The following is a 22790-nucleotide window of genomic DNA, read 5'->3' as shown; positions in this document are numbered from 1 at the left end:
CATGCCCGCATCACCCAGCACCGCCCGGGCCATCAACGACCGCCTGGCCCTCGGGCTGCTGCAGCAGGAAGGCCCGCTCACGGCAGGGCAGTTGAAGCAGCTGACGGGTCTGTCCCGGCCGACGGTCGCCGACCTCGTGGAACGGCTCACCAGCGCCGGCCTGATCACGGTCGTCGGCGAGTCCGGCGAGCAGCGCCGCGGTCCCAACGCCCGGCTGTACGGCATCGTCGCGGACCAGGCCCATCTGGCCGCGCTCGACGTACGCACCGGAGGCGTCTTCGTCCTGGTCTCCGACCTGGTCGGGCGGGTGCTGGCGGAGGCGTCCGTGCCGATCGGCGGTGAGACCGGGACGGGGCCTGCCGTGGAGCAGGCGGTCGCCGCGGTGGAGCGGACCGTGAAGGAGGCCGGGGCGGTGGGGAGGCTGCACACCGTCGGGATCGGTGCGCCGGGCCTCATCGACCCGTCCACCGGTGACCTCCGTGACTCCGGCGGGCTTCCGGAGTGGCACCGCAGCCTGGCCGCCGCCCTGCAGGAACGGCTGCCCGGGGCGCGGGTCACCGTGGAGAACGAGACCAACCTCGCCGCCCTGGCCGAACAGCGCGAGGGCGCCGCCCGGGACCGGGACACCTTCGTCCTGCTCTGGCTGGGCCACGGCGTCGGCGCCGCGGTCGTCCTCGACGGCACGCTCCGCCGCGGCGCCTCGGGCGGCACGGGTGAGATCGGCTTCCTCCCGGTCCCGGGCACCGCCTCGCTCCCCTCGGCGAGGGACTGCGACGGCGGCTTCCACTCGCTGGCCGGCGCGGCGGCGATCAGCTCCCTGGCAGCGGAGTGCGGCCTGCCGGTACCGGCGCCGATGGACGGCCCGGGCGCGGCAGTGGTCATTCGGGAGGCAGTCGCGGAGCTGACGGAGGACAAGGCCGTGCACCCCGGTGCCGACAGACCTGCCGGTCCAGGGGCGGTGCATCCGGGTGCCGAGCCCTTCGTCGGTTCGGGCGGTGCGGGCGCCGTGCGGTCTGCCGAGCGGTTTCTCCATCGTCTCGCCGACCGGATCGCCGTGGGGGCCGCGTCCGTCGTCGCCGTCCTCGACCCCGGCTGCGTGGTGCTCGGCGGAGAGGCCGGCCAGGCCGGGGGGCCGGTACTCGCGGGGCTCGTGGAGGAGCGGCTCCGTCAAATGTCCCCCCTGCTCACGGAGGTACGGGCGAGCACCCTCGGCGGAGCGGCGGTGCTGCGCGGCGCTCTGCTGACGGCCCGGGACCGCGCCCAGGACGAGCTGTTCGCACCCCCGGACCGCAACTGACCACCCGCCGGCCGGGCCCGACCCGTGTCCCCGGGGCCGACCCGTGTCCCCGGGCCCGACCCGTGTCCCCGGGGCCGAACCGGCCCCACCCTCACCGCTCCGACGGCGTCTGAAGCTCGGCCGGCCGGTTCCTCCCCGCTCCGAGGCGGGTCTCGGCCGGTCCCTCCCCGCGCCGAGGCGGGTGTCGGCCGGTGCCACTCGTGGACCTGCCCTTCGGTGCGGAACCGACCCCGGCCGGGCGTCTCCGCCGAGCCCAGCAGGCGATGCCTCCGGCGGCGACCGCAGATCCCGGGTGGGTTCGTCGAGCGGCACCGGGTGACCGGCCGCCCCCCTCCGGTCAGCGGCCGAAGCGCCGCCCCAGGTACTCCTCGAACGTCGTCTTCCCCACCGCGTGTTCCGGCGCCAGCAGCCCGCCCGCGCGGGCGGCGCGATAGACCCCGCCGAACAGCGGTACCCGCGCCACCGCCCGGCGCCGGCCGGTCGCGTGCAGGTAGGCGTGGGCCAGCGAGTCCAGGGACCGTACTTCGGGGCCACCCATGTCCGGCACCCGGCCGGCCGGCGCGTCGAGGGCCAACTCGGCCAGGCGGTCGGCGACTTCGCCCACCTCCACCGGTTGGTCGGGGACGCCGGCCGGGACCGGTAGGACGGGCGACTTGGCCAGCCCGCCGAGGACGGAGAGCACCAGGTCGTGGAACTGGGTCGTGCGCAGGACGGTCCAGGCGAGCCCCGACTCCTCGATCCGCCGCTCCACGGCCAGTTTGGTCCTGTAGTAGCCGAGCGGGACCCGGTCGACGCCGACGATCGAGATGTAGACCAGATGGCCCACTCCCGCCCGCCGGGCCGCCGCGATCAGGTGGTCGGCCGCCTCCTCGTCACCGCCGCGCGGGCTGCTCGCGCAGTGCACCACGGTCTCCACACCGGCGAGCGCGGCGTCGAGCCCGCTCCCGCCCACGCGCAGATCGACGGCGTACGGCTGCGTGTGCCGGCTGAGCACCCGCACCTCGTGCCCGTCCGTCCGCAGCCGTTCCGTCACGCACCGGCCGAGCGTGCCGGTCCCGCCGGTCACCAGGATCGTGGTCATGCTGTACCTGTCCCTCCGGACTCGCGTGCCCCGGGCGGAGCACTCTCGACCGCTTGGACCAGGCAGCCCCCGGGAAATGTGACAGCCCCGGCCCGGCTGCGCTACGACCGCGCCAGCTGCCGCCGCATGTAAGCCAGCTTGTCCGGGTTCATCACCGTCCGCACATGGGCGATCAGCCCGTCGCGCAGCTCGAAGGCCGCCACCCCGACGAGCACGTCGCCCGCCCAACCGGCCAGCGCGCTCGCCCCGTTGACCTCCATCACCACGATGTCCAGGCCGCCCGTGAACCGCTCGGCGCCGCCCACCAGGAAGCGCACGACCTTCTCGCGTCCCTCGATGGGCCGCCTGACCGCGGACACCTTGCCGCCGCCGTCGCCCCAGTAGGTGACATCCGCGGCGAGCAGCTTCTCCAGACCGGCCAGATCGCCCTCGCGGGCCGCCGTGAGGAAGGACATGACCAGTTCCTCCTGCCGCTGCGGCGCCGGCTCGAACCGGCCCTCCGGCACGGCCACCCGGGCCACCGCCCGCCGGTACAGCTGACGGCAGTTGGCCTCGCTCAGGTCCAGGACGCCGGCGATGTCGCGGTGGGCGTATCCGAAGGCCTCGCGCAGCACGTACACCGCCCTCTCGGTCGGCGTCAGCCGCTCCAGCAGGACCAGCAGCGCCATCGAGACCTGCTCGCGCCGCTCCACCGACTCCAGCGGCCCGAGCGTGCCGTCGGAGGTGACCACCGGCTCCGGGAGCCAGGTCCCGGGGTACTCCTCGCGCCGCGCCCGGGCCGAGGTCAGCCGGGTGAGGCAGAGGTTGGTGACGGCCTTGGCGAGCCATGCGCCGGGGTGCTCGATCGACGCCCGGTCGGCCCCGCTGAACCGCAGATACGCGTCCTGCACCGCGTCCTCCGCTTCGTGGGCGGAGCCCAGCAGACGGTAGGCCAGGCCGAACAGCCGGGGGCGGTGGGACTCGAACTCATGGGCAAGCGGTGACGGCTTCATGGTCGTCACCCTGCCAGACGCCCGACCGCCGCCTGGCGGCCCGGCGGCGGGCAAGGGCCGTCGTCACCGCCACCGGGCTCGACCGCACGATAAAAGGACTAGACCATTGCGTCAATAGGTCCGGACCAGCTCCAATCCGCCCTGTTCGACCGGCAGTTGTGCCCGGCCGACTGCGCCGCGCAAGGCCGGTGACACACGCTGTGAGGGAACCCACACCCCTCACCTGTCAGGACGGCCGTCCGGCGTGGCACACTGGCCCTGTACCAGAAGCAGCGCACTCCGGGGTCGGTGAAAGTCCGAACCGGCGGTTACAGTCCGCGACCCGGTCGCTTCCAGCGGCCGGTTGACCAGGTGAAATTCCTGGACCGACGGTTAAAGTCCGGATGGGAGGCAGTGCGCGGCGGGCGGGCACGTATTCGTGCGCGCCGCCGTATCTGGGGCTTGTCCGCATGCGGACGGGCCTCCTTTCGGCGTCGCCCCGATGTGCTCACCCGTACATTCTGTCGTCATCGACAGGCCCCGGAGTCCGTGCCCGAAGAGGCAGGAGGACCCGGGAAGTGTTCACCGGAATCGTCGAAGAGCTGGGTGAGATCACCGCCGTCGAGAACCTCGGCGACGCCTCCCGTTTCCGGCTCCGCGGCCCCGTCGTGACCGAGGGCGCGCAGCACGGCGACTCCATCGCCGTGAACGGGGTCTGTCTCACCGTCGTGGAGCACGAGGGCGACGAGTTCACCGCCGACGTCATGGCCGAGACCCTGAACCGCTCCAGCCTGGGCGCGCTCACCGTCGGCTCCCGGGTCAACCTCGAGCGGCCCATGGCCGTGGGCGCGCGTCTCGGCGGGCACATCGTGCAGGGCCATGTCGACGGCACCGGTGAGGTGCTGGAGCGCAGGCCCTCCGACAACTGGGAGATCGTGAAGATCTCCCTCCCGGCCGACCTCGCCCGGTACGTGGTCGAGAAGGGCTCCATCACCGTCGACGGCATCAGCCTCACGGTCGTGGAAGCGGGCCCGGACCACTTCACGGTCAGCCTCATCCCGACCACGCTCGACCTGACCACGCTCGGCCACAAGCAGCCCGGCGACCCGGTCAACCTCGAGGTCGACGTCGTCGCCAAGTACGTCGAGCGGCTCCTCGGCGACCGCGCCCAGGGAGCCACGCGGTGAACTGGCTCAACTCCGAGGCCTTCTCCCTCTTCGGCCAGCGCATCATCTGGTCGGACATGACCGGCAACATCCTCGGCCTGATCACCCTCGCCCTCGGCTGGCGCCGCTCCCTTCTGACCTGGCCCGTGCAGTTCCTCTCCGGCCTCGTCCTCTTCGTCGCCTTCTACGGCCATCTGACCGGCAGCGCCGGCAAGCAGGTCGTCGTCATGACCGTCGCGCTCTACGGCTGGTGGCAGTGGCAGCGCGACAAGGGCCGGTCCGCGGACGGCCACATCACCCCGCGGTTCGCCACCTGGCGCGAACGCGCGGCGATGCTCGGCGCGGCCGCCGCCGGCACGGTCGCCGTGGCCCTGCTCTTCACGACCTACCCGTCCCTGTCCTGGGACCCCTGGCCCGACGCCTACATCTTCGTCGGCACCATCGTCGCGATGTACGCCCAGGCCAAGGGCATGGTGGAGTTCTGGATCGCGTGGCTGCTGGTCGACGCCGTCGGCGTGCCCCTCAACTTCGCCAACCACTACGCCTTCTCCGGTTTCGTCTACGTCATCTACGGCGCACTCGTCCTGTGGGGCATGCGCGACTGGTGGCTGCGCTCCCGCAAGGGCGCGCAGCCCGTCCTGGAAGGAGCCCCGGCATGACCTCGGCACCGCCCCTGTACGCCACGCACCTCGTCGAGAACCTCGGGCTCGACCCCGTCGAGCAGGCCATCGCCGACATCGCGGCCGGCCGCCCGGTCGTCGTCGTGGACGACGAGGACCGGGAGAACGAGGGCGACCTCGTCATCGCCGCGGAGAAGGCGACCCCGGAGATAGTCGCCTTCATGATGAGCGAGTGCCGGGGACTCATCTGCGCCCCCATGGAGGGCGAGGAGCTGGACCGGCTGCGGCTGCCGCAGATGGTGCAGGACAACACCGAGTCGATGAAGACCGCGTTCACGATCTCCGTGGACGCCTCGGCCGCGCACGGTGTGAGCACCGGCATCTCCGCGTCCGACCGGGCGACGACGCTTCAGCTCCTCGCGAACGGCACGGCGCAGCCGACGGACTTCGTCCGCCCCGGCCATGTCTTCCCGCTGCGCGCCAAGCCCGGCGGCGTCCTCAGCCGCAACGGCCACACCGAGGCCGCCGTCGACCTCGCCCGGCTCGCGGGCCTGCGCCCGGCCGGTGCCATCGTGGAGATCGCCGGCGAGGACGGCCGGATGCTCCGCCTGCCCGAGCTGATCCCGTTCGCCCGCAAGCACGGCCTGACGATCATCTCCATCGAGGACCTGATCGCCTACCGCCGCGGCAGCGAGCCGACCGTCCGCCGCGAGGCCGAGACCCGCCTGCCCACCAAGCACGGCACCTTCACCGCCTACGGCTACCGTTCCGTCGACGGCGTCGAACACGTCGCCCTCGTCCACGGCCGGATCGGCGAGGGCGAGGACGTCCTGGTCCGCGTCCACTCCGAATGCCTCACCGGTGACGTCTTCGGCTCCCTGCGCTGCGACTGCGGCCCCCAGCTGGACGCCGCTCTGGAGCGTATCCAGGAGGAGGGCCGCGGCGTGGTGGTCTACCTGCGCGGCCACGAGGGGCGGGGTATCGGCCTGCTGTCCAAGCTCCGGGCGTACGAACTCCAGGAGCGCGGCCGCGACACCCTCGACGCCAACCTCGAACTCGGCCTGCCCGCCGACGCCCGCGACTACGGCGCCGGCGCCCGGATCCTCGCCGATCTCGGCGTGCGCAGCGTCCGGCTGATGACCAACAACCCCGACAAGACCGACGCGCTGCTGCGCCACGGCCTGAACGTCACCGGGCGCGAGCCCATGCCCGTCCAGGCGGGCGAGCACAACCTCCACTACCTGCGCACCAAGCGGGACCGGATGGGGCACGACCTGCCCTGGCTGGACACGCCCGCCGTGGCGGCCTGCGGTAACCAGTAAGCAAGAAGCACTGAGAGGACACACGTGAGCGGCAAGGGTGCACCGGAACTGTCCGTACGCAACGCGAGCGACCTGAGGGTCGCCGTCATCGCGGCGCAGTGGCACGAGAAGGTGATGGACGGTCTGGTGAACGGCGCCCTGCGCGCCCTGCACGAACTGGGGATCGACGAGCCGACCCTGATCCGGGTCCCCGGCAGTTTCGAACTCCCGGTCGCCGCCAAGGTGCTGGCCGGGCGCGGCTACGACGCCGTGGTCGCGCTCGGTGTCGTCATCCGCGGCGGCACCCCGCACTTCGACTACGTGTGCCAGGGCGTCACCCAGGGCCTCACCCAGGTCAGCATCGAGACCGGCGTCCCCGTCGGCTTCGGCGTGCTCACCTGCGACACCGAGGAGCAGGCCCTGGACCGGGCCGGTCTGGAGGGCTCGAACGAGGACAAGGGCCACGAGGCGGTGACCGCGGCGGTCGCGACCGCCGCCACGCTCCGCTCAGTATCCGAACCCTGGCACTGAGGCACCGGCCGGAGCGCGTAGGGTAAGGACCACCATGTCCAAGAAGACGTTCGAGGAGCTCTTCACCGAGCTCCAGCAGAAGGCCGCCCACGGGGACCCCGCCACCTCCCGCACCGCAGAGCTGGTCGGCAAGGGAGTCCATGCCATCGGCAAGAAGGTCGTCGAAGAGGCCGCCGAGGTCTGGATGGCCGCCGAGTACGAGGGCAAGGAGGCGGCCGCCGAGGAGATCTCCCAGCTGCTGTACCACGTCCAGGTGATGATGGTCGCCCGCGGGATCTCCCTGGACGACGTCTACGCCCACCTGTAGTCCGCCCCGCCGCAACCGCCGTAGAAACCCCTTCACGCAAAGGAAGCCGACCTCATGCTGCGCATCGCCGTCCCCAACAAGGGTTCACTGTCCGGCCCTGCGGCGGAGATGCTGCATGAGGCCGGCTACCAGCAGCGCCGCGAGTCCAAGGAGCTGCGGATCGTCGACCCGGTGAACGAGGTCGAGTTCTTCTACCTCCGCCCCCGCGACATCGCGATCTACGTCGCCTCCGGCCGTCTCGACGTGGGCATCACCGGCCGCGACCTGCTGATCGACTCCGGCGCCGACGCCGAGGAGATCCTGCCGCTGGGCTTCGCCCGCTCCACCTTCCGTTTCGCCGCCAAGCCCGGCACCGCGAACGGCATCGAGGACCTCAAGGGCAAGACCGTCGCCACCTCCTACGAGGGCATCGTCGCGGGACACCTCGCCGACAGCGGTGTCGACGCCTCCGTCGTCCACCTGGACGGCGCCGTGGAGACCGCGATCGAGCTGGGCGTCGCCGAGGTCATCGCCGACGTCGTGGAGACCGGCACCAGCCTGCGCAACGCCGGCCTGGAGGTCTTCGGCGAGCCGATCATGAAGTCCGAGGCGGTCGTCATCCGCAGGACAGGCACCGACGGGGACGAACCGAAGGTGCAGCAGTTCCTGCGGCGCCTCCAGGGCGTCCTGGTCGCGCGGACGTACGTGATGATGGACTACGACTGCCGCGTCGAGCAGCTGGAGAAGGCCGTCGCGCTCACCCCCGGCCTGGAGTCCCCGACCGTCTCCCCGCTGCACAACGAGGGCTGGGTCGCGGTCCGTGCCATGGTCCCCGCCAAGGAGGCGCAGCGGATCATGGACGACCTGTACGCCATCGGCGCCCGGGCCATCCTCACCACGGCCATCCACGCCTGCCGCCTGTAAGGGGTGCGCACCGCGATGTCCGAGCTTCCCTCCCTTCCCGTCACCTTCCGGCCGGGCCACACCCGGGCGATCCTGCTCACCGCCGGTGTTGTGATCTTCCTGACCGTCTCCGCGATCGGGCTGCTGCTGGAGCAGCTCGGCCCGGGGGAGCGGCTCAGCTTCGTCGTCACCGGGGCGCTGATCTTCTGGGTGCTGGCCCAGCTGGCCCGGGTGAAGGTCGTCGCCGACGAGTCCGGCGTCACCGTGGTGAACATCGCCAGCAGGCGCCGCCTGGAGTGGGCGGAGATCCTCCAGGTGAACCTCCGTCCGGGCGATCCGTGGGTGTTCCTCAACCTCAGCGACGGCACCAGCCTGCCCGCGCTCGGCATCCAGCCGGGCATCGCCAAGCAGCGCGCCATCGCCGACGCACAGGCCCTGCGGGCCCTCGCCGAAGCCCGTTCGACGCCCCACCCGGCGGAAGATCAGGGCTGACTCGGGGGCCGTTCGGGGCTGTCTCGGGGGCGCCCACCCTGCCCGAGTGGCCCCTGTCTTGATTAATCTGGTGGCGGAGGCCCTTTCGCTGCGCCTCCGCCCCTGCACGCCACCCGGCGCACAGGGGTTCCTGCTACCCGAGGAGTGACTCCCTCCAGCGATGGACGGATCGTCCTGTAGTACCTGCGCCGCCCCGACCCGACATACCGGGAAGGCGGTGGCAGCGTGACCATCCCCCTGCTGCTCCTCGCAGCGGCATTCCTGCTGATCCTCGCCAACGGTTTCTTCGTGGCGGCCGAATTCGGTCTGGTGACCGTCGAGTCGACGGACGCCGAGAAGGCCGCGGCCGAGGGCGACCGACGGGCCGGTAGGGTGGCCGAGTCGCTCAAGGAGCTGTCCTTCCAGCTCTCCGGCACCCAGCTCGGCATCACCATCACCTCCCTGGTCGTCGGCATGCTCGCCGAACCGGCCCTGGCCCGCCTGCTGCACGGCCCCTTCGCCGCCCTCGGCATCCCCGGCGGCGCCGTCTCCGGTGTCGCCGTGGTCGTCGGCATGCTGCTGGCCTCCGCGATCCAGATGGTGATCGGTGAGCTCGTGCCGAAGAACTGGGCGGTCTCCAAGCCGCTCCAGGTCGCGCGGTTCGTGGCGGGCCCGCAGCACCACTTCTCCCGTCTGTTCCGCCCGGTGATCGCCGCGCTCAACACCGTCGCCAACCGGCTCGTGCGGGCCCTCGGCGTCGAGCCCGCCGAGGAGCTGGCCTCCGCCCGCACCCCTGGCGAACTCGTCTCCCTGGCCCGGCACTCCGCCCAGGCCGGCGCCCTGGAGCAGGACACGGCCGACCTGTTCGTCCGCACCCTGTCCCTCGGCGAGCTGACCGCGCAGCACGTGATGACCCCGCGTGTGAAGGTCAGTGCCCTGCAGGACACGGCCACCGCCGAGGACGTCGTCAACCTCACCCGCGCCACCGGCCTGTCCCGCTTCCCGGTCTACCGCGAGAAGATCGACGACGTCGTCGGCATGGCACACCTCAAGGACGCGCTCGCGGTCCCCGTGCACGACCGCCTGCGCACCCCGGTGACCCGCATCGCCCGCAAGGCGCTGCTGGTCCCCGAGACCCTGCCGGTCCAGCCGCTCCTCGCGCGCCTGCGCAGCGAGCAGCCCATCGCCGTCGTCGTCGACGAGTACGGCGGCACGGCCGGCGTGGTCACCCTGGAGGACATCGTCGAGGAACTCGTCGGCGAGGTCCGCGACGAGCACGACGCCAAGGACGTCCCCGAGCTGGCCCCCGCCCCGCCGGAGGACGGCCGGCCCGCCTGGGACGTCGACGGCAGCTGCCGCGTCGACATCCTCCAGCGCATAGGCCTCGACGTGCCCGAGGGGCCGTACGAGACGGTCGCCGGACTCGTCGCCGACCTGCTCGGCCGTATCCCGGCCCCCGGCGACCGGGCCGAACTGCCCGGCTGGCGGGTCTCGGTCCGCCAGGTCGGCCACTACCGCGCCGAACGGGTCCGCCTGGTCCGGACGGCCCAGGCCACGAACGTCATGGAGGCCGCGCGATGAGCGTCCTCCAACTGGTCTTCGCCGCGCTGCTCGTGCTCACCAACGGCTTCTTCGTCGGCGCCGAGTTCGCGCTCGTGTCCGTCCGCCGCAGCCAGATCGAACCGCTGGGCACGGCCCGGGCACGCCAGGTCCTCTACGGCCTGGAACGGCTGCCCCAGATGATGGCCGCGGCCCAGTTCGGCATCACCGTCTGCTCCCTGACGCTCGGCGCGGTCGCCGAGCCGACGGTGGCGCATCTGCTGGAGCCGGTGTTCGCGGCGGTGCACCTCCCGGACGGCATGGTGCACCCGCTGGGCTATGTCATCGCGCTGGCCGCGGTGGTCTTCTTCCACCTGGTCATCGGCGAGATGGTCCCGAAGAACCTCGCGATGGCGGCTCCCGAGAAGGCGGCGCTCTGGCTCAGCCCCGGGCTGGTCTACTTCGCGCGCCTGTGCAAGCCCATCACCGTCTCACTCGGTGCCTGCGCCCAGGCGATCCTGCGCCTCTTCCGGGTCGAGCCCAAGGACGAGGTGGAGGCGGTCGTCACCAGCGAGCAGCTCAACCGGCTGCTGGAGGACTCCGGCCAGGCGGGCCTCCTCGACCCCGAGGAGCGGGAACGCCTGGAGGACGCCCTGGAACTGGGCTCCCGCCCGGTCACGGACGTCCTGCTGCGCCGCGAGTCCCTGGTCACGGTGACCCCGGCGGTCACCCCGGGAGAGATCGTCGAGCTGACCGCCCGTACGGGGTACTCCCGCTTCCCGGTCGCCGCGACGGACACGGGCCCCTTCATGGGGTACGTCCACGTCAAGGACGTCCTGGACCTGGAACACTCCGACCGCGCCGTCCCGCAACACGTCTGGCGGCCGATGACGACCCTGCGGGCCGAGCTGCCGCTCGACGACGCCCTGACGGTGATGCGCCGGGCGGCCACCCATCTGGGCCAGGTCGCGGACGCCTCCGGCAAGGTGCTGGGCCTGGTGGCCCTGGAGGACGTCCTGGAGATGCTGGTGGGCGAGGTACGGGACCCGGCTCACCGGGAGATGCCGGACGTGAAGCTGACCGAGCCGCGGGGGAGCGGGGAGCCGGAGGGAGCGCTCGCCTGAGCGCTCGCCTGGTGCGGGAGCCGTGCGGCCGCCGGCGTGTCGTGGCCGGCCGCGCGGTTCCCCGCGCCCCATTCGGTGCTATGTCGCCGACGGGTCGTGAGGCCCCCGCCCCGACAGCACTTCCCCGTACGCCTGCATCAGGTCCGGCAGCCGCAGCGTCGCCAGGTCATCCCGCGACAGGGCCCCGGCGTACGTCGACAGCCGGAGATCCCGGTACGCGCAGCTCTTCTCGTACAGCGTCCGCAGGAACCGCCCGTTGCCCAGCTCGTCGATCCACCCCTGGTCGACCACGTGCCCGGCGATCGAGCGCAGCTCCTCCAGCGCCTCCTCGTCCCACATGTCCCCGTTCTCCCCGGCCAGCACCTTGCCGATCTCGGTGAGTTCCTGCGGCCGGTACGAGGGGAAGTCGACACGGGTCGTGAACCGGGAGGACAGCCCCGGGTTCGCGGCCAGCAACCGGTCCATGCCCTCGGGATAGCCGGCGAGGATCACCACCAGATGGTCCCGGTTGTCCTCGGCCCGCTTCAGCAGCACCTGCAGGGCCTCGTCGCCGTACGCGTCCCCCTTGCCGTACCCCGAGTTGGACAGGGAGTACGCCTCGTCCACGAACAGCACCCCGCCGATCGCGGAGTCGATCAGTTCGTTGGCCTTCACGGCCGTCTGCCCGAGGTACTCACCGACGAGGTCCGCCCGCTGGGCCTCCACCAGGTGGTCCCCGCCGAGCAGGCCCAGTGCGTAGAAGACCCGGCCGAGGATCCGGGCCACCGTGGTCTTCCCGGTGCCCGACGGCCCCGAGAAGACGAAGTGCCGTTTCGGCGGCTGCACCGGCAGCCCCTGCCCGGCCCGCAGCCGGGCCATGTTCAACTGCGCGGAGAGCGCCTTCACCTGGCGCTTGACCGGCTCCAGACCCACCATGCGCTCGAGTTCGGCGAGCGCCTCCTCGAGTAACGCGGGATCGGTCGGACCGGCCGGGATGGGCGAGGAGACCCCGGTCTTCACCCGTACCGCCGGATCGCTCACCGACGGCAGGGGCCCGGTCGGCAGGTCCGGCTCCGGCAGCCGCAGGTCGCGGCCCTCGGTGCCGAAGAGCGGATCGAAGCCGTCCGTCCCGTCCACGCTGTCCTGCCCCGCACCGGTCAGGGTGATCGCGGCCAGGTCGGCGGTGTCGTCGTACCCGTCGCCCTCGGCGATCGCCGCGAGCCTCGCGGAGGTGTCCATGAAGGCCGGGTCGACCCGGTGCACGGCCCGGTACAGGGGCAGCGCCGCCGCCGAGCGGCCGGTGCCCTCGTGCGCCCGCGCCAGCCAGTAGCGCAGTTCCTTGCGCTGCGGCTGCTCGCTGCGGCAGCGCATCAGCGCCGCCGAGAGCAGCGGCTCGGCCTGCCCGTACATCTCCAGCCGGACCCTGGCCATGCCGCCGAACAGGCCGGCCTCGATGCCGAGCATCGGATCGTCCAGCAGCGAGTCGGTGTGCCGTACCAGCTGCTCCCAGTCCTTGACCAGATAGGCGCGGCAGGCGTGCAGAAAGCGGACCTGGGGGTCGGTGTCGACCGGGGGCAGTCCGGCGAGCGCCCGGTCCAGCTCCGGCACATGCCGGCCGTCCAGCCAGTGCGAGGCGTGCGCCAGCAGCAGATCGCGCGGACTCTCCAGCACCGGCTGCACCCACCAGCCCAGCCAGTACCAGGAGTTGAGCGCCCGGCGGTGCCGCGCCCGCTGTTCGCCGAAGCGGTCGCGGTGCCGGAACATCCTGAGCAGCGAGGTCGTCGTGTCGACCCGGAGTGCGTGCAGCCCGAGCCAGCCGTCGGCCATCCCGGGGTCGATCCGCACCGCGGTGCGGAATTCCTCCTCGGCCTGCGGGTAGGCGCCCATCGTGTAGGCGTCCACACCCCGCAGCCAGGCCAGGTCGGCCGGGGCCTCGGGGCCCTGCGTGCCGAAGTCCATCCCGTCCCCCCACAGACCGTGCCCCGTGGATCATCACCGGGCAGTCGCCCGACGGCCGCCGCGGTCGAACCGCTGTGCCGCGGGCCGGAGTTGCAGGTGCGCGAGGCAGCCTCGAAGGTCGCACCGAAGGCATCGTACCCGCGCGACGACCGCGTGCCGAAGGGTGCCGCACGGGCCGTTTGGCGAGGTGGGAGCAGACGGGGCACACGCGATTTGGTGACCGAGGGTGAGCGGATCGGTGCGCGGAGCGCCCGGAAAAGCCTCTGCGGACAGAACGAAGCCCCCGGTCACGGGGGAACAACCGGGGGCTTCGCGTCCTGGGCGGTCTCGAATGACCGCACATTGAGAACGTAAGACCTGTACGGGCCCCGGGTCAAGCGGAGTTGAGGCACTCGAAGAAGTTCGCCGTCGAGCCTCTTCACAACTTCACCACAACGCGGACGGACTGTCACTCTCTGTCACAACTTGGTCCGGTCCACCAGTTGACCCAGGTCCCGGGAGCACCGCATACCCCTCGGGTGTCTGCCGCACCAGAAGATCGGCATGGGGGCGCGAGGGGTCCCGGGTGAAGTGCGCGTGCTCCGCCTCGACCCAGCCCTCCCAGAACTCCCGCTGCTCCGCCCCGTCCCGCAGCCGGCCCCGTGTCCAGGACTCCTCCCGGGGCAGCTCCATCCACAACAGCAGCGCCAGGTGCGGCCGCAGTGCCCGGCGGCCGGCTCCCACTCCCTCTATCACGACCACGGGGGCGGCCGGCAGCGGGCGCGGCGCGCCGAAGGTGCGGCCCCGCCAGTCGTACGGCGTGTAGAGCGCGCTCTCGCCGCGGGCGAGCGGGTGTATCACCTGGGTCGCGAGCCGGCCGGTCCACTCGAAGAGCTGCTCATGGCTGGCGATGTCGTCCAGGTGTAGCACCGGCGCCCCGCCGAGCGCGGCGGCCAGGCGGCCGGCGAAGGTGGACTTCCCCGAGCCGGCGTGCCCGTCGACCCCGATCAGCCGTACGGGCCCGAGGGACGGGGGGAGCCCGCGCAGCCGGGCGGCGAGATCGCGAATGACGGTTCCCTGGAGGTGGGTCGGTGTGGGCGGTTTTCCGGAAACAGTGTAGTAGTGGCCCATTGCGGCGGACGGGCCGCCGGGGTTGCCGGACGCGAAAGTCGCGTTTTGAATCATCGGCTGGCGGCCAGTCAATGGCCCGGATAAACGTTCGCGAATCCCCTGACCGATATGTCGAATTCGGCGTTCCGGGTGTGCCCGCCGCTGAGTAAGGTGCCTCCAGCGCAACCGGCGTGCGTCGTACGGGGACTGGCAGGGGGACATGGCCACGGAGTTATTCGAAGGGCACTATGTGTGGCATCCGGCGGCCGACGACCGTGTCCTGGCGAGCGTATGCGTCGATGTGCGCGCCGGACGTTATCGATACGCGTCCGAGGCCCTCGCCGAGACGCGTTCCGACTTCGGCCTGCGCGCCCACCGCTCGCTGGTCCTCGCCTCCGAGGCGGCCGGCACCGATCTGGTCGAGCGCTGGCTCGCGGAGGAACCGACGCCCGAGGCGGCGCTCATGTGGGCCCGGGTCGCGGTGCAGCGCGCGCTGCGGGCCGCCGACGCGCGCGACGAGCGCGCCGAGACGCTGGAGCGGATCGCGCTGACCGCCTGCGACCGCGCCGCCGCCGTGGCCCCCGAGGACCCCACACCCTGGGTCGCCAAGCTGGCCATGGCCCGGCTGCACCGGCTGCGCGACCCGGCCCCGCAAGGGCTGCTCACCGCACCGCCCGGTCCCTGGCGGCTGTTCTCGCACGTCCTGTCGCTGGACCCCTGGCACCGCGAGGGCCACCACCGCTTCCTGTCCTGCTTCTTCACCCGCTACGGCGGTTCGGTCAACGCGGCCTGGGACGTGGCCGCCTTCCTCAGCCAGCGGGCGCCCGCCGACTCCGCCCTCCGGCTGCTGCCCCTGGTGGCGCTTGTGGAGAGCTACAACCCCACCCAGCTGCTCGCCGACCGCATCTGGGAACAGCCGCAGTGGCGCTCCACCGCGCTGTCGATCTACCACAACTGGCTGCCCGCGGTGGCCGGTTACCGCTTCACCCCGGTGCTCGACCTGGCCTACCTCGCGCACGCGCTGGTCATGGCCCAGCGCGAGTTCGAGGCCCGGGCGGTGTTCGCGGCGATGGGCCCCTACGCCTCGCGCATGCCCTGGAGCGCCTTCGGTGACCCCGCCGAGCAGCTCTCCCGGGCCCGGCGCGCCTGCGGCCTGCCCGTCCCGCGGCCCGACTGACCCCGTGCGTCCGGCCCCTGTCCGTCCCTGCTCCCCAGCGAAAGATCCCTGCTCCCCTCCCGAGAGAAAGGCAGATCTGTGTCGGAACGGATGTCGACCCCACGGGCGAAAGCCCGCGGGGGAGAGGACCCGGTCGTGTTCGACGACGACGCGACCCTGCACGCGATGGGTTATCCGCGGAAACTCACCCGACGCTTCCAGGCGTTCGATAATTTCGCGATCTCCTTCACCATCATCAATATCCTGTCGGGCATTTTCTCGTCCTTCGGATTCGGTATGAATGCGGGTGGCCCTCGTATTCTCGTGTTCGGCTGGATCGGTGTCTGCGTCATGGTGCTGCTCATCGGTGCGGCCATGGCGGAAGTCGCCTCGGCCTATCCGACGAGCGGTGCCCTTTATTTCTCCGCCGGTAAACTTGCAAAGCGTCACAAGGGTGCCTGGTCCTGGTTCACGGGCTGGCTGAACTTCGTCGGCCAGATCGGTGGCACCGCCGCCACGGGGTATGCGGCCGCCACCTTCATCCAGGCGTTCGTTCACCTGCAGTGGCCCTCCTACCAGCCGACCACGCACCAGACGGTCCTGATCACGGCCCTGATCATCGTGGTGCAGGGGCTCGCCAACACCTACACCGTCCAGCTCGTCGCCGTACTCAACCGCATTTCCGTGTGGTGGCTGCTGATCGGACTCGTCGTGATCGTGGGCGCACTCATAGTGATGCCCGATCACCATCAGCCGGTGTCCTTCGTGACGCATTTCGAGAACAACACCGGCTTCACGAACGGCCTTTACGGCGGCATGCTCGGCCTGCTGGTCACGAGCTGGACGTTCACCGGCTTCGACGGCAGCTTCCACATGTCCGAGGAAACGGTCCACGCGACGATCAACGCGCCCAAGGGGATCACGCGCTCCATCGGCTATTCGGCGATCACCGGGCTGATCCTGATGCTGGCACTGGTCTATAGCATTGGCGACTACGCCAAGGTGGCCGGTTCGGACGCACCACCCGTTCAGATTCTCATCGACGGGCTCGGTCTCGGCACCGCCAAGGTCATGCTCCTCGTCGTCATCGGCGCGATGCTCTTCTGCGGTCTCGCCAACCTCACCAGCAACACCCGGCAGATCTTCGCCTTCTCCCGCGACGGTGCCATGCCCGGCTCCCGCTGGTGGCACTCGGTCTCGCCGCGCACCCGTACGCCCGTGAAGGCGGTGTGGCTCGCGGTCGCCTGCTCGGTGGCCCTGGTCGTGCCGGGCTGGTGGTCGCACACCGCGTTCACCGCGATCGTCAGCGTCAACGTGGTCGGCCTCTTCCTCGCCTACGCCGTACCGATCTTCCTGCGGCTGCGGCTCGGTGACGCGTTCCAGCCCGGGCCCTGGCACCTGGGCCGCTGGGGTCGGCCGGTCGGCTGGCTCGCGGTGATCTGGATCGTGCTGAGCAGCATCCTGTTCATGCTGCCGCAGGCCTCGCCGATCACCGTCGACTCGTTCAACTATGCGCCGATCGCGCTCGCCGTCGTGCTGGTCGTCGCCACGGTGTGGTGGTTCGCCACCGCCCGCCGCCGCTTCCAGGGGCCGGTCAGCTACGGCGGGCCCGACGAGGTGGCCGCGATGGACCTCGTCTGACCGACGCGCCCCTCGAGCCCCGGCCCACCGCACCACTTCCGGGCCGGGGCTGTTCCGTGCCCGGAGGCCGGAGCCGGAAGTTCCCTGCGCGCCTGCGAGCGGCCCGGCCCGAGGGCCCACGAGGACACCGCTCAGCCGCTCCATGAGGTCACGTGCCCGCTCCGGCATCCCGGCGGCGCCGGGAAGCGACGTCCTCCGGGCGGCCACCGCGCCGGGCGGCGCCCTCAGCTGGTGAAGGCATCCTTCAATGGCCAAGACCAATATTCATTCCCCGGCATGCGTCGAAGTGCTGGCAGGGGCATGCCGCCTGCCTCATAGTTGGCGCAAAACCTGCACACGATCAGCCCCGACCCGGACACCTGGGGGTATCCGCGCCCATGAGCAGAGCCCAGCAGCCGTCCCGCAGAACCGTCCTCGCCGTCGCCGTCGCCGCGGCGGTGGCCGGGGGGACGGTCCCCGCGACCGCCGCCGCCCAGCGGCCCGCCACCGACGCCGACGACGCCGGCCAGGCCCGGCCGATCGACTACCACGCCTGGACCACGTACCGCGAGTGGCGTCTCGGCGCCGCCCAGGGCGTCCGGGCCGTCTCCGGCGCCCGCCCCGGCGTCGAGATCGGCGCCCCCGCCGGCCGCAGCGACTACACCGATCCGCACACCGGCACGACCGCCACCTGGGAGTACGCCGTCTGGACCTCCCCGGTCCACCGGCTCACCGTCCCGGCCACCGAGGTCGTCTCCTCCTGGAACGCGCACACCCCCGACGGCACCTGGCTCCAGGTGGAACTGCGGGGCACGTACACCGACGGCACCGAGACCCCGTGGTACGTGATGGGCCGCTGGGCCGCCGGCGACCAGGACATCAAGCGGACCTCGGTGGACGGCCAGAGCGACGGCAAGAGCACGATCTGGACCGACACCTTCGCCATCGACGACGCGAGCACCGGTCTGCGCCTGGCGTCGTACCGGCTGCGCCTCACCCTCTACCGCAGGCCTGGGACGCACCTGACGCCGACCGTGTGGCGGCTGGGCGCGATGGGGTCCGACATCCCCGACCGCTTCACCGTCCCGGCCTCCACCCCCGGTCTCGCCCAGGAACTGGCCGTACCGCGCTACTCGCAGGAGATCCACAAGGGCCAGTACCCGCAGTACGACAACGGCGGAGAGGCCTGGTGCAGCCCCACCTCCTCGCAGATGATCGTCGAGTACTGGGGCGGCAGGCTCACCCCCGAGCAGCTGTCCTGGGTCGACCCCTCGTACGCCGACCCACAGGTGGACAACGCCGCCCGCTTCACCTACGACTACCAGTACGAGGGCTGCGGCAACTGGCCGTTCAACGCCGCCTACGCGGCCACCTTCGGCGGTATCCAGGGCGTGGTCACGCGCCTCGCCTCGCTCACCGACCTGGAGACGCTGATCGCGGCCGGCATCCCGGCCATAACGTCCCAGTCGTTCCTGAAGACCGAGCTGACCGGCGCCGGCTACGGCACCTCCGGCCACCTGATGACGGTGATCGGGTTCACCGCGGAGGGCGACGTGATCGCCAACGACCCGGCCTCGCCGAGCGACGACGCGGTACGACGGGTCTACCTGCGCCGGGAGTTCGAGAACATCTGGCTCAGGACCAAGCGGTACAACGCCTCCGGCAAGGTCGCCTCCGGCACCGGTGGGGTCTGCTACCTCTACTTCCCGGCCCACCCGAGCCCGCGCCAGCGCAAGGCCCTCGCGGCGGTGGGGGTGCGCTGACCGTGTGAGGAAGCTCATCGCCGCACATGGAGCCGCGGGTGGCAAGGTGGACAAATGGATATGACCACGCACCCGGCCACCGCCACCCGCGCCCGCACCGGCGGCCCCCGGGAAGACGGCCCGAAGATCCTCGAGCACGTCATGGGCTGGGTGCTCGTGGCGGTCGTGGCGATGCTCGTGACCCAGCTCGGCCTGCTCTGACGCGACCCGCTCACGTGTGCGGCATGTTCTGACATACTGCTCGGGTCCAGCCGACCGCCTGGAACAGGGTCGAAATTGAACATGCCGCAGCAGCGTGCCGCCGTCCGTCCCCGGACGCGCGGCACCGAGCGCTCGGAGGCGCGTCGCGCCGAACTCATCGCCATCGGGCGGAAGCTGTTCGCCGACACGTCCTACGACGCACTGTCCATGGACGACATCGCCCGCCAGGCGCACGTCGCCAAGGGCCTGATCTACTACTACTTCCAGTCCAAGCGGGGCTACTACCTGGCGATCATCCAGGACTCCGTCGCCGACCTGGTCACCTCCGCCGCCGGCGGTCTCGAGTTGCCCGCCGTGGACCGCGTCCACCGCACCATCGACGGCTATCTGCGCTACGCCGAGCACCACCAGGCGGCCTACCGCACCATCGTCAGCGGTGGCGTCGGCTTCGACGCCGAGGTGCACGCCATCCGGGACGGTGTGCGCGAGGCGATCATCGCCACCATCGCCGAAGGGGCCTACGGCCGCAGCGACATCGCCCCGCCGGCCCGGATGGGCCTGCTCTCCTGGGTGTGCGGCGTGGAGGGCGCCACCCTGGACTGGATCGACCGCCCCGAGCTCTCCCGCGACACCATGCGCCGGCTGCTCGTGAAGACGCTCGGCGGAGCCCTGCGCGCCGTGGCGGAACTGGACCCGGCCTACCCGGCGCCGCAGCCGGCCCGCCGCGACGGCTGACCCGCGGTCGCCCCGCGCACAAGGGAGCGGAGGCTCGTGGTCCTCCGCTCCCAAGTCCCCCCGGTGAGGGGTTATTTGATGGCCTTGACCAGCTCACCGTTCGAGGTGTCGCCGCTCAGCTCCCAGAAGAAGGTGCCGCCGAGGCCCTGCTGGTTCTTGTACGTCATCTTCGTGGCGATGGTCGAAGGGGTGTCGTAACTCCACCAGTCGCTGCCGCACTTGGCGTAGGCCGTGCCGCCCACGGTGCCGGTGGCGGGGCACTTGGTCTTGAGCACCTTGTAGTCGTCGATGCCCTGCTCGTACGTCCCCGCCGCGGGGCCGGTGGCTGTGCCGCCGGGCGCCGTCCGGGTGACCCCGGTCCAGCCGCGGCCGTAGAAGCCGATGCCGAGCAGCAGCTTGGACGCGGGGATGCCGAGGCCCTTGAGCTTGGCGATGGTCGAGGAGGTGTCGTACCCGGGCTTCGGGGTGCCGCTGTACGAGGTGAGCGGCGAGTGCGGGGCGGTCGGCCCGGTCGCGTCCCAGGCGCCGAAGTAGTCGTAGGTCATCGGGTTGTACCAGTCGACGTACCGGGCCGCGCCCGCGTAGTCCGCCGCGTCGATCTTGCCGCCGCCGGCGGCGTCCGCCGTGATCGCGGCCGTGACCAGGCCGGCGGAGCCGAACTTCGAGCGCAGCGCGGCCATGACGTTCTTGAACGCCTCCCGGCCGCTGGTGTCGCACGTGTTGCCGCAGGCGTTCGGGTACTCCCAGTCGATGTCGATGCCGTCGAACAGCCCCGCCCACTTGGAGTTCTTCACCAGGTCGTAGCAGGACTGGGCGAAGGCGGCGGGGTTCTTGGCGGCCTCACCGAAGCCGCTGGACCAGGTCCAGCCGCCGAAGGACCACAGGATCTTCAGGCCGGGGTGCTTCTTCTTCAGCTTCAGCAACTGGTTGAAGTTGCCGCGCAGCGGCTGGTCCCAGGTGTCGGCGACGCCGTCCACCGACTCGGCGGCGGTGTAGGCGCGGTCGGTGGCCGCGTAGGAGTCGCCCATGGCGCACTTGCCGCCGGTGACGTTGCCGAAGGCGTAGTTGATGTGGGTCAGCCTGGCCGCGGAGCCCGAGGTCTCGATGTTCCTGACGTAGTACTTGCGGTCGTAGGTGCCCCATTCGGTGAAGTAGCCGACGACCTTCGAGCCGGCCTTGACGTGCGGTGCGGCCTTGGCCGCCGCGGTGGCCGGGCCCGCGCCGGCGAGCAGCCCGGCGCCGAGGGCGGCGGTACACGCGGCCGAGACGAGCGCCCGCAGCCGGGAGCGGTGGGGAGTGTGCATCGGGTGGCTCCTCGTGGGGAGAGGGGAACGCGCGCCGATTGGCATGAACGCGGTAAAGCGTTGGTCATGCACAGTAGGAGGACTAGACCACTGCGTCAATGGTTCGGACCAATTCCGGAGCGGGGTCCGGCGGTACGAAACGTTCCGGCTGGATTCTTGAAGTAAGCGGTCGTTAACTGGTGACGGGAGGTCGCTGATCGGGCATACTCACAGCGCACAGCCGCTGGTCAGCCGCCTCCGAGACCCGGGAGCGGACGCCTTCGGCCATCCGGAAAGACCAGGCGGAGCCGCCCCCACCCGAAGGGCCAGACCGCCGGTGCCCGAAACAGGGAGGAGACCGACGCCATGTCCGACCGCGACCCGCAGCCGGTGGAGCGTCAGCTGCCCACGGAGGAAGCGCGGGATCTGCTCGCGCTCGTCCGGGACATCGCCCAGCGCGAGATCGCGCCGAAGGCGGCCGAGGAGGAGGACGCGGGACGCTTCCCGCGCGAGGTCTTCACCCTGCTGTCCGAATCGGGCCTGCTCGGTCTGCCCTACGACTCCGAGTACGGCGGCGGTGACCAGCCCTACGAGGTCTACCTCCAGGTCCTGGAGGAGCTGGCCGCGGCCCGGCTCACCGTGGGCCTCGGCGTCAGCGTGCACACGCTCGCCTCCTACGCGCTCGCCACCTACGGCACCAAGCAGCAGCAGGTCGAGTACCTGCCCGCCATGCTCGGCGGCGGCCTGCTCGGCGCCTACTGCCTCTCCGAGCCGTCCTCGGGCTCGGACGCGGCCTCACTGCGCACCAAGGCGGTCCGCGACGATGGGGGCCCCTCCCGCGTGAGCGCAGCCGAGCGTGGGGGACAGTGGGTGATCAACGGGACCAAGGCCTGGATCACGCACGGCGGCATCGCCGACTTCTACACCGTCATGGCGCGCACCGGCGAGGACGGGCCGCGCGGGATCACCGCCTTCCTGGTCCCCGGTGACGCGCCGGGGCTGAGCGGGGCGCTGCCCGAGAAGAAGATGGGCATGAAGGGCTCGCCCACCGCGCAGGTCCACCTCGACGGCGTCCGGGTCGGTGACGAGAGGCGGATCGGTGAGGAGGGCCAGGGCTTCTTCATCGCCCTGTCGGCCCTGGACTCCGGGCGGCTCGGCATCGCCGCCTGTGCCATCGGTGTCGCCCAGGCCGCGCTGGACCAGGCGGTCGCCTACGCCACTCAGCGCCGGCAGTTCGGCCACCCCATCGCCGACTTCCAGGGCCTGCGCTTCATGATCGCCGACATGGCCACCCAGATCGAGGCCGGCCGGGCGCTCTACCTCGCCGCGGCCCGGCTGCGCGACGCCGGCAAGCCGTTCGCCAAGCAGGCCGCCATGGCCAAGCTGCACTGCACGGACACGGCCATGAAGGTCACCACGGACGCCGTGCAGATACTCGGCGGGTACGGCTACACGGCCGACTTCCCGGCCGAGCGCTACATGCGCGAGGCCAAGGTCCTGCAGATCGTCGAGGGCACCAACCAGATCCAGCGGATGGTCATCGCCCGTCACGTGGCGGGACCCGAAGCTCGCTGAACTGTCCCGTGCGGACCGTCGGGGCCGCCAGCCTGATCCACTCCGGGTCGTGGCGGCCCGGCAGGGTCCGGCCCCGGTCGGCCCAGGTCCGCATGAGATCGAGGTAGATGGGCGGGTCCTGCGGCGCGGGCGGCGGCGGA

General features: G+C 71.3%; 21 protein-coding genes and 1 riboswitch. Of the genes, 16 read left to right on the top strand and 5 right to left on the bottom strand.

What is annotated here, in order from left to right:
- Position 1: 1 nt before the first annotated feature.
- Positions 2-1297, top strand: coding sequence for an ROK family transcriptional regulator (locus AB0D93_RS30780; RefSeq protein ID WP_362126253.1), 1296 nt, complete (start codon positions 2-4; stop codon positions 1295-1297).
- A 337-nt stretch (positions 1298-1634) separates the two neighbouring features.
- On the opposite strand, the gene AB0D93_RS30775 is transcribed toward AB0D93_RS30780, so the two are convergent.
- Both AB0D93_RS30775 and AB0D93_RS30770 read right to left on the bottom strand, forming a co-directional pair.
- Positions 1635-2378, bottom strand: coding sequence for an NAD(P)H-binding protein (locus AB0D93_RS30775; protein WP_362126251.1), 744 nt, complete (start codon positions 2376-2378; stop codon positions 1635-1637).
- Between the two features lie 101 nt (positions 2379-2479).
- Complete coding sequence (locus AB0D93_RS30770) at positions 2480-3370, bottom strand: RNA polymerase sigma-70 factor (protein ID WP_362126248.1); 891 nt, start codon at positions 3368-3370, stop codon at positions 2480-2482.
- A 270-nt stretch (positions 3371-3640) separates the two neighbouring features.
- Positions 3641-3771: riboswitch (FMN riboswitch) on the top strand.
- Positions 3772-3927: 156 nt separating this feature from the next.
- On the opposite strand from AB0D93_RS30770, the gene AB0D93_RS30765 reads away from it, so the two are divergent.
- The 9 genes from AB0D93_RS30765 to AB0D93_RS30725 all read left to right on the top strand — a co-directional run bounded on the left by AB0D93_RS30765 (position 3928) and on the right by AB0D93_RS30725 (position 11290).
- On the top strand, positions 3928-4536 hold the full coding sequence (locus tag AB0D93_RS30765) for a riboflavin synthase (protein ID WP_362126245.1): 609 nt from the start codon (positions 3928-3930) through the stop codon (positions 4534-4536).
- Complete coding sequence (locus tag AB0D93_RS30760) at positions 4533-5174, top strand: nicotinamide mononucleotide transporter family protein (protein WP_362126242.1); 642 nt, start codon at positions 4533-4535, stop codon at positions 5172-5174. The genes AB0D93_RS30765 and AB0D93_RS30760 overlap by 4 nt, the downstream gene beginning before the upstream one ends.
- Positions 5171-6457 carry a bifunctional 3,4-dihydroxy-2-butanone-4-phosphate synthase/GTP cyclohydrolase II gene (locus tag AB0D93_RS30755; RefSeq protein WP_362126239.1) on the top strand — a complete coding sequence of 429 codons (1287 nt, stop codon included), beginning with the start codon at positions 5171-5173 and terminating at the stop codon, positions 6455-6457. Before AB0D93_RS30760 ends, AB0D93_RS30755 begins: the two co-directional genes overlap by 4 nt.
- 24 nt (positions 6458-6481) lie before the next feature.
- On the top strand, positions 6482-6967 hold the full coding sequence (ribH, locus tag AB0D93_RS30750) for a 6,7-dimethyl-8-ribityllumazine synthase (protein WP_208901990.1): 486 nt from the start codon (positions 6482-6484) through the stop codon (positions 6965-6967).
- A 34-nt stretch (positions 6968-7001) separates the two neighbouring features.
- Complete coding sequence (locus tag AB0D93_RS30745) at positions 7002-7274, top strand: phosphoribosyl-ATP diphosphatase (protein WP_023552153.1); 273 nt, start codon at positions 7002-7004, stop codon at positions 7272-7274.
- Between the two features lie 54 nt (positions 7275-7328).
- Positions 7329-8177 carry an ATP phosphoribosyltransferase gene (gene hisG / locus AB0D93_RS30740; RefSeq protein WP_362126236.1) on the top strand — a complete coding sequence of 283 codons (849 nt, stop codon included), beginning with the start codon at positions 7329-7331 and terminating at the stop codon, positions 8175-8177.
- 15 nt (positions 8178-8192) lie between these two features.
- Entirely contained in the window at positions 8193-8648 is a 456-nt protein-coding gene (locus tag AB0D93_RS30735; RefSeq protein WP_362126233.1) for a PH domain-containing protein, read from the top strand.
- Between the two features lie 225 nt (positions 8649-8873).
- Complete coding sequence (locus AB0D93_RS30730) at positions 8874-10208, top strand: hemolysin family protein (RefSeq protein ID WP_362126230.1); 1335 nt, start codon at positions 8874-8876, stop codon at positions 10206-10208.
- Positions 10205-11290, top strand: coding sequence for a hemolysin family protein (locus AB0D93_RS30725; RefSeq protein WP_362126227.1), 1086 nt, complete (start codon positions 10205-10207; stop codon positions 11288-11290). Before AB0D93_RS30730 ends, AB0D93_RS30725 begins: the two co-directional genes overlap by 4 nt.
- Positions 11291-11368: 78 nt before the next feature.
- Here the strand turns inward: AB0D93_RS30725 and AB0D93_RS30720 are convergent, their stop codons facing one another.
- Together AB0D93_RS30720 and AB0D93_RS30715 are read right to left on the bottom strand one after the other, a co-directional pair.
- The gene (locus AB0D93_RS30720) at positions 11369-13228 is read right to left on the bottom strand and encodes an AAA family ATPase (protein ID WP_362126224.1); all 1860 of its coding nucleotides are present in this window, start codon (positions 13226-13228) and stop codon (positions 11369-11371) included.
- 426 nt (positions 13229-13654) lie between these two features.
- Positions 13655-14275 carry a hypothetical protein gene (locus tag AB0D93_RS30715; protein WP_362126381.1) on the bottom strand — a complete coding sequence of 207 codons (621 nt, stop codon included), beginning with the start codon at positions 14273-14275 and terminating at the stop codon, positions 13655-13657.
- Positions 14276-14537: 262 nt separating this feature from the next.
- Here AB0D93_RS30715 and AB0D93_RS30710 point away from each other — a divergent pair, with 262 nt between their 5' ends.
- The 5 genes from AB0D93_RS30710 to AB0D93_RS30690 all read left to right on the top strand — a co-directional run bounded on the left by AB0D93_RS30710 (position 14538) and on the right by AB0D93_RS30690 (position 19792).
- Complete coding sequence (locus AB0D93_RS30710; RefSeq protein ID WP_362126221.1) at positions 14538-15494, top strand: hypothetical protein; 957 nt, start codon at positions 14538-14540, stop codon at positions 15492-15494.
- A 78-nt stretch (positions 15495-15572) separates the two neighbouring features.
- The gene (locus tag AB0D93_RS30705) at positions 15573-17114 is read left to right on the top strand and encodes an amino acid permease (RefSeq protein WP_362126218.1); all 1542 of its coding nucleotides are present in this window, start codon (positions 15573-15575) and stop codon (positions 17112-17114) included.
- 377 nt (positions 17115-17491) lie between these two features.
- Positions 17492-18856 (top strand): peptidase C39 family protein, encoded by a 1365-nt coding sequence (locus AB0D93_RS30700; RefSeq protein ID WP_362126216.1) that lies wholly within the window; start codon positions 17492-17494, stop codon positions 18854-18856.
- A gap of 54 nt (positions 18857-18910) precedes the next feature.
- Positions 18911-19057, top strand: coding sequence for an SCO1431 family membrane protein (locus tag AB0D93_RS30695; protein WP_362126213.1), 147 nt, complete (start codon positions 18911-18913; stop codon positions 19055-19057).
- Positions 19058-19132: 75 nt separating this feature from the next.
- On the top strand, positions 19133-19792 hold the full coding sequence (locus AB0D93_RS30690; RefSeq protein WP_362126210.1) for a TetR/AcrR family transcriptional regulator: 660 nt from the start codon (positions 19133-19135) through the stop codon (positions 19790-19792).
- A 71-nt stretch (positions 19793-19863) separates the two neighbouring features.
- Here AB0D93_RS30690 and AB0D93_RS30685 read toward each other — a convergent pair whose 3' ends face one another.
- Positions 19864-21096 (bottom strand): glycoside hydrolase family 18 protein, encoded by a 1233-nt coding sequence (locus tag AB0D93_RS30685; RefSeq protein ID WP_362126207.1) that lies wholly within the window; start codon positions 21094-21096, stop codon positions 19864-19866.
- A 345-nt stretch (positions 21097-21441) separates the two neighbouring features.
- Between AB0D93_RS30685 and AB0D93_RS30680 the strand changes: the two genes are divergently transcribed.
- Entirely contained in the window at positions 21442-22650 is a 1209-nt protein-coding gene (locus tag AB0D93_RS30680; protein ID WP_362126204.1) for an acyl-CoA dehydrogenase family protein, read from the top strand.
- Positions 22651-22790 lie beyond the last annotated feature (140 nt).

It is taken from the genome of Streptomyces sp. NPDC048191, from assembly GCF_040652655.1.
Classification (GTDB): Bacteria; Actinomycetota; Actinomycetes; order Streptomycetales; family Streptomycetaceae; genus Streptomyces.
The sequence above is the reverse complement of the archived record's forward strand: the minus strand, read 5'-3'. Positions and strand labels throughout refer to the sequence as shown.

What these genes read in the sequence shown, in the direction of transcription:
- AB0D93_RS30680 (WP_362126204.1), top strand. Translation starts at nt 21,442, where the DNA reads ATGTCCGACCGCGACCCGCAGCCGGTGGAGCGTCAGCTGCCCACGGAG.
- AB0D93_RS30710 (WP_362126221.1), top strand. Translation starts at nt 14,538, where the DNA reads ATGGCCACGGAGTTATTCGAAGGGCACTATGTGTGGCATCCGGCGGCC.
- AB0D93_RS30755 (WP_362126239.1), top strand. Translation starts at nt 5,171, where the DNA reads ATGACCTCGGCACCGCCCCTGTACGCCACGCACCTCGTCGAGAACCTC.
- AB0D93_RS30780 (WP_362126253.1), top strand. Translation starts at nt 2, where the DNA reads ATGCCCGCATCACCCAGCACCGCCCGGGCCATCAACGACCGCCTGGCC.
- AB0D93_RS30720 (WP_362126224.1), bottom strand. Translation starts at nt 13,228, where the DNA reads ATGGACTTCGGCACGCAGGGCCCCGAGGCCCCGGCCGACCTGGCCTGG.
- AB0D93_RS30770 (WP_362126248.1), bottom strand. Translation starts at nt 3,370, where the DNA reads ATGAAGCCGTCACCGCTTGCCCATGAGTTCGAGTCCCACCGCCCCCGG.
- AB0D93_RS30695 (WP_362126213.1), top strand. Translation starts at nt 18,911, where the DNA reads ATGGATATGACCACGCACCCGGCCACCGCCACCCGCGCCCGCACCGGC.
- AB0D93_RS30685 (WP_362126207.1), bottom strand. Translation starts at nt 21,096, where the DNA reads ATGCACACTCCCCACCGCTCCCGGCTGCGGGCGCTCGTCTCGGCCGCG.
- AB0D93_RS30735 (WP_362126233.1), top strand. Translation starts at nt 8,193, where the DNA reads ATGTCCGAGCTTCCCTCCCTTCCCGTCACCTTCCGGCCGGGCCACACC.
- AB0D93_RS30725 (WP_362126227.1), top strand. Translation starts at nt 10,205, where the DNA reads ATGAGCGTCCTCCAACTGGTCTTCGCCGCGCTGCTCGTGCTCACCAAC.
- AB0D93_RS30700 (WP_362126216.1), top strand. Translation starts at nt 17,492, where the DNA reads ATGAGCAGAGCCCAGCAGCCGTCCCGCAGAACCGTCCTCGCCGTCGCC.
- AB0D93_RS30745 (WP_023552153.1), top strand. Translation starts at nt 7,002, where the DNA reads ATGTCCAAGAAGACGTTCGAGGAGCTCTTCACCGAGCTCCAGCAGAAG.
- AB0D93_RS30775 (WP_362126251.1), bottom strand. Translation starts at nt 2,378, where the DNA reads ATGACCACGATCCTGGTGACCGGCGGGACCGGCACGCTCGGCCGGTGC.
- hisG (WP_362126236.1), top strand. Translation starts at nt 7,329, where the DNA reads ATGCTGCGCATCGCCGTCCCCAACAAGGGTTCACTGTCCGGCCCTGCG.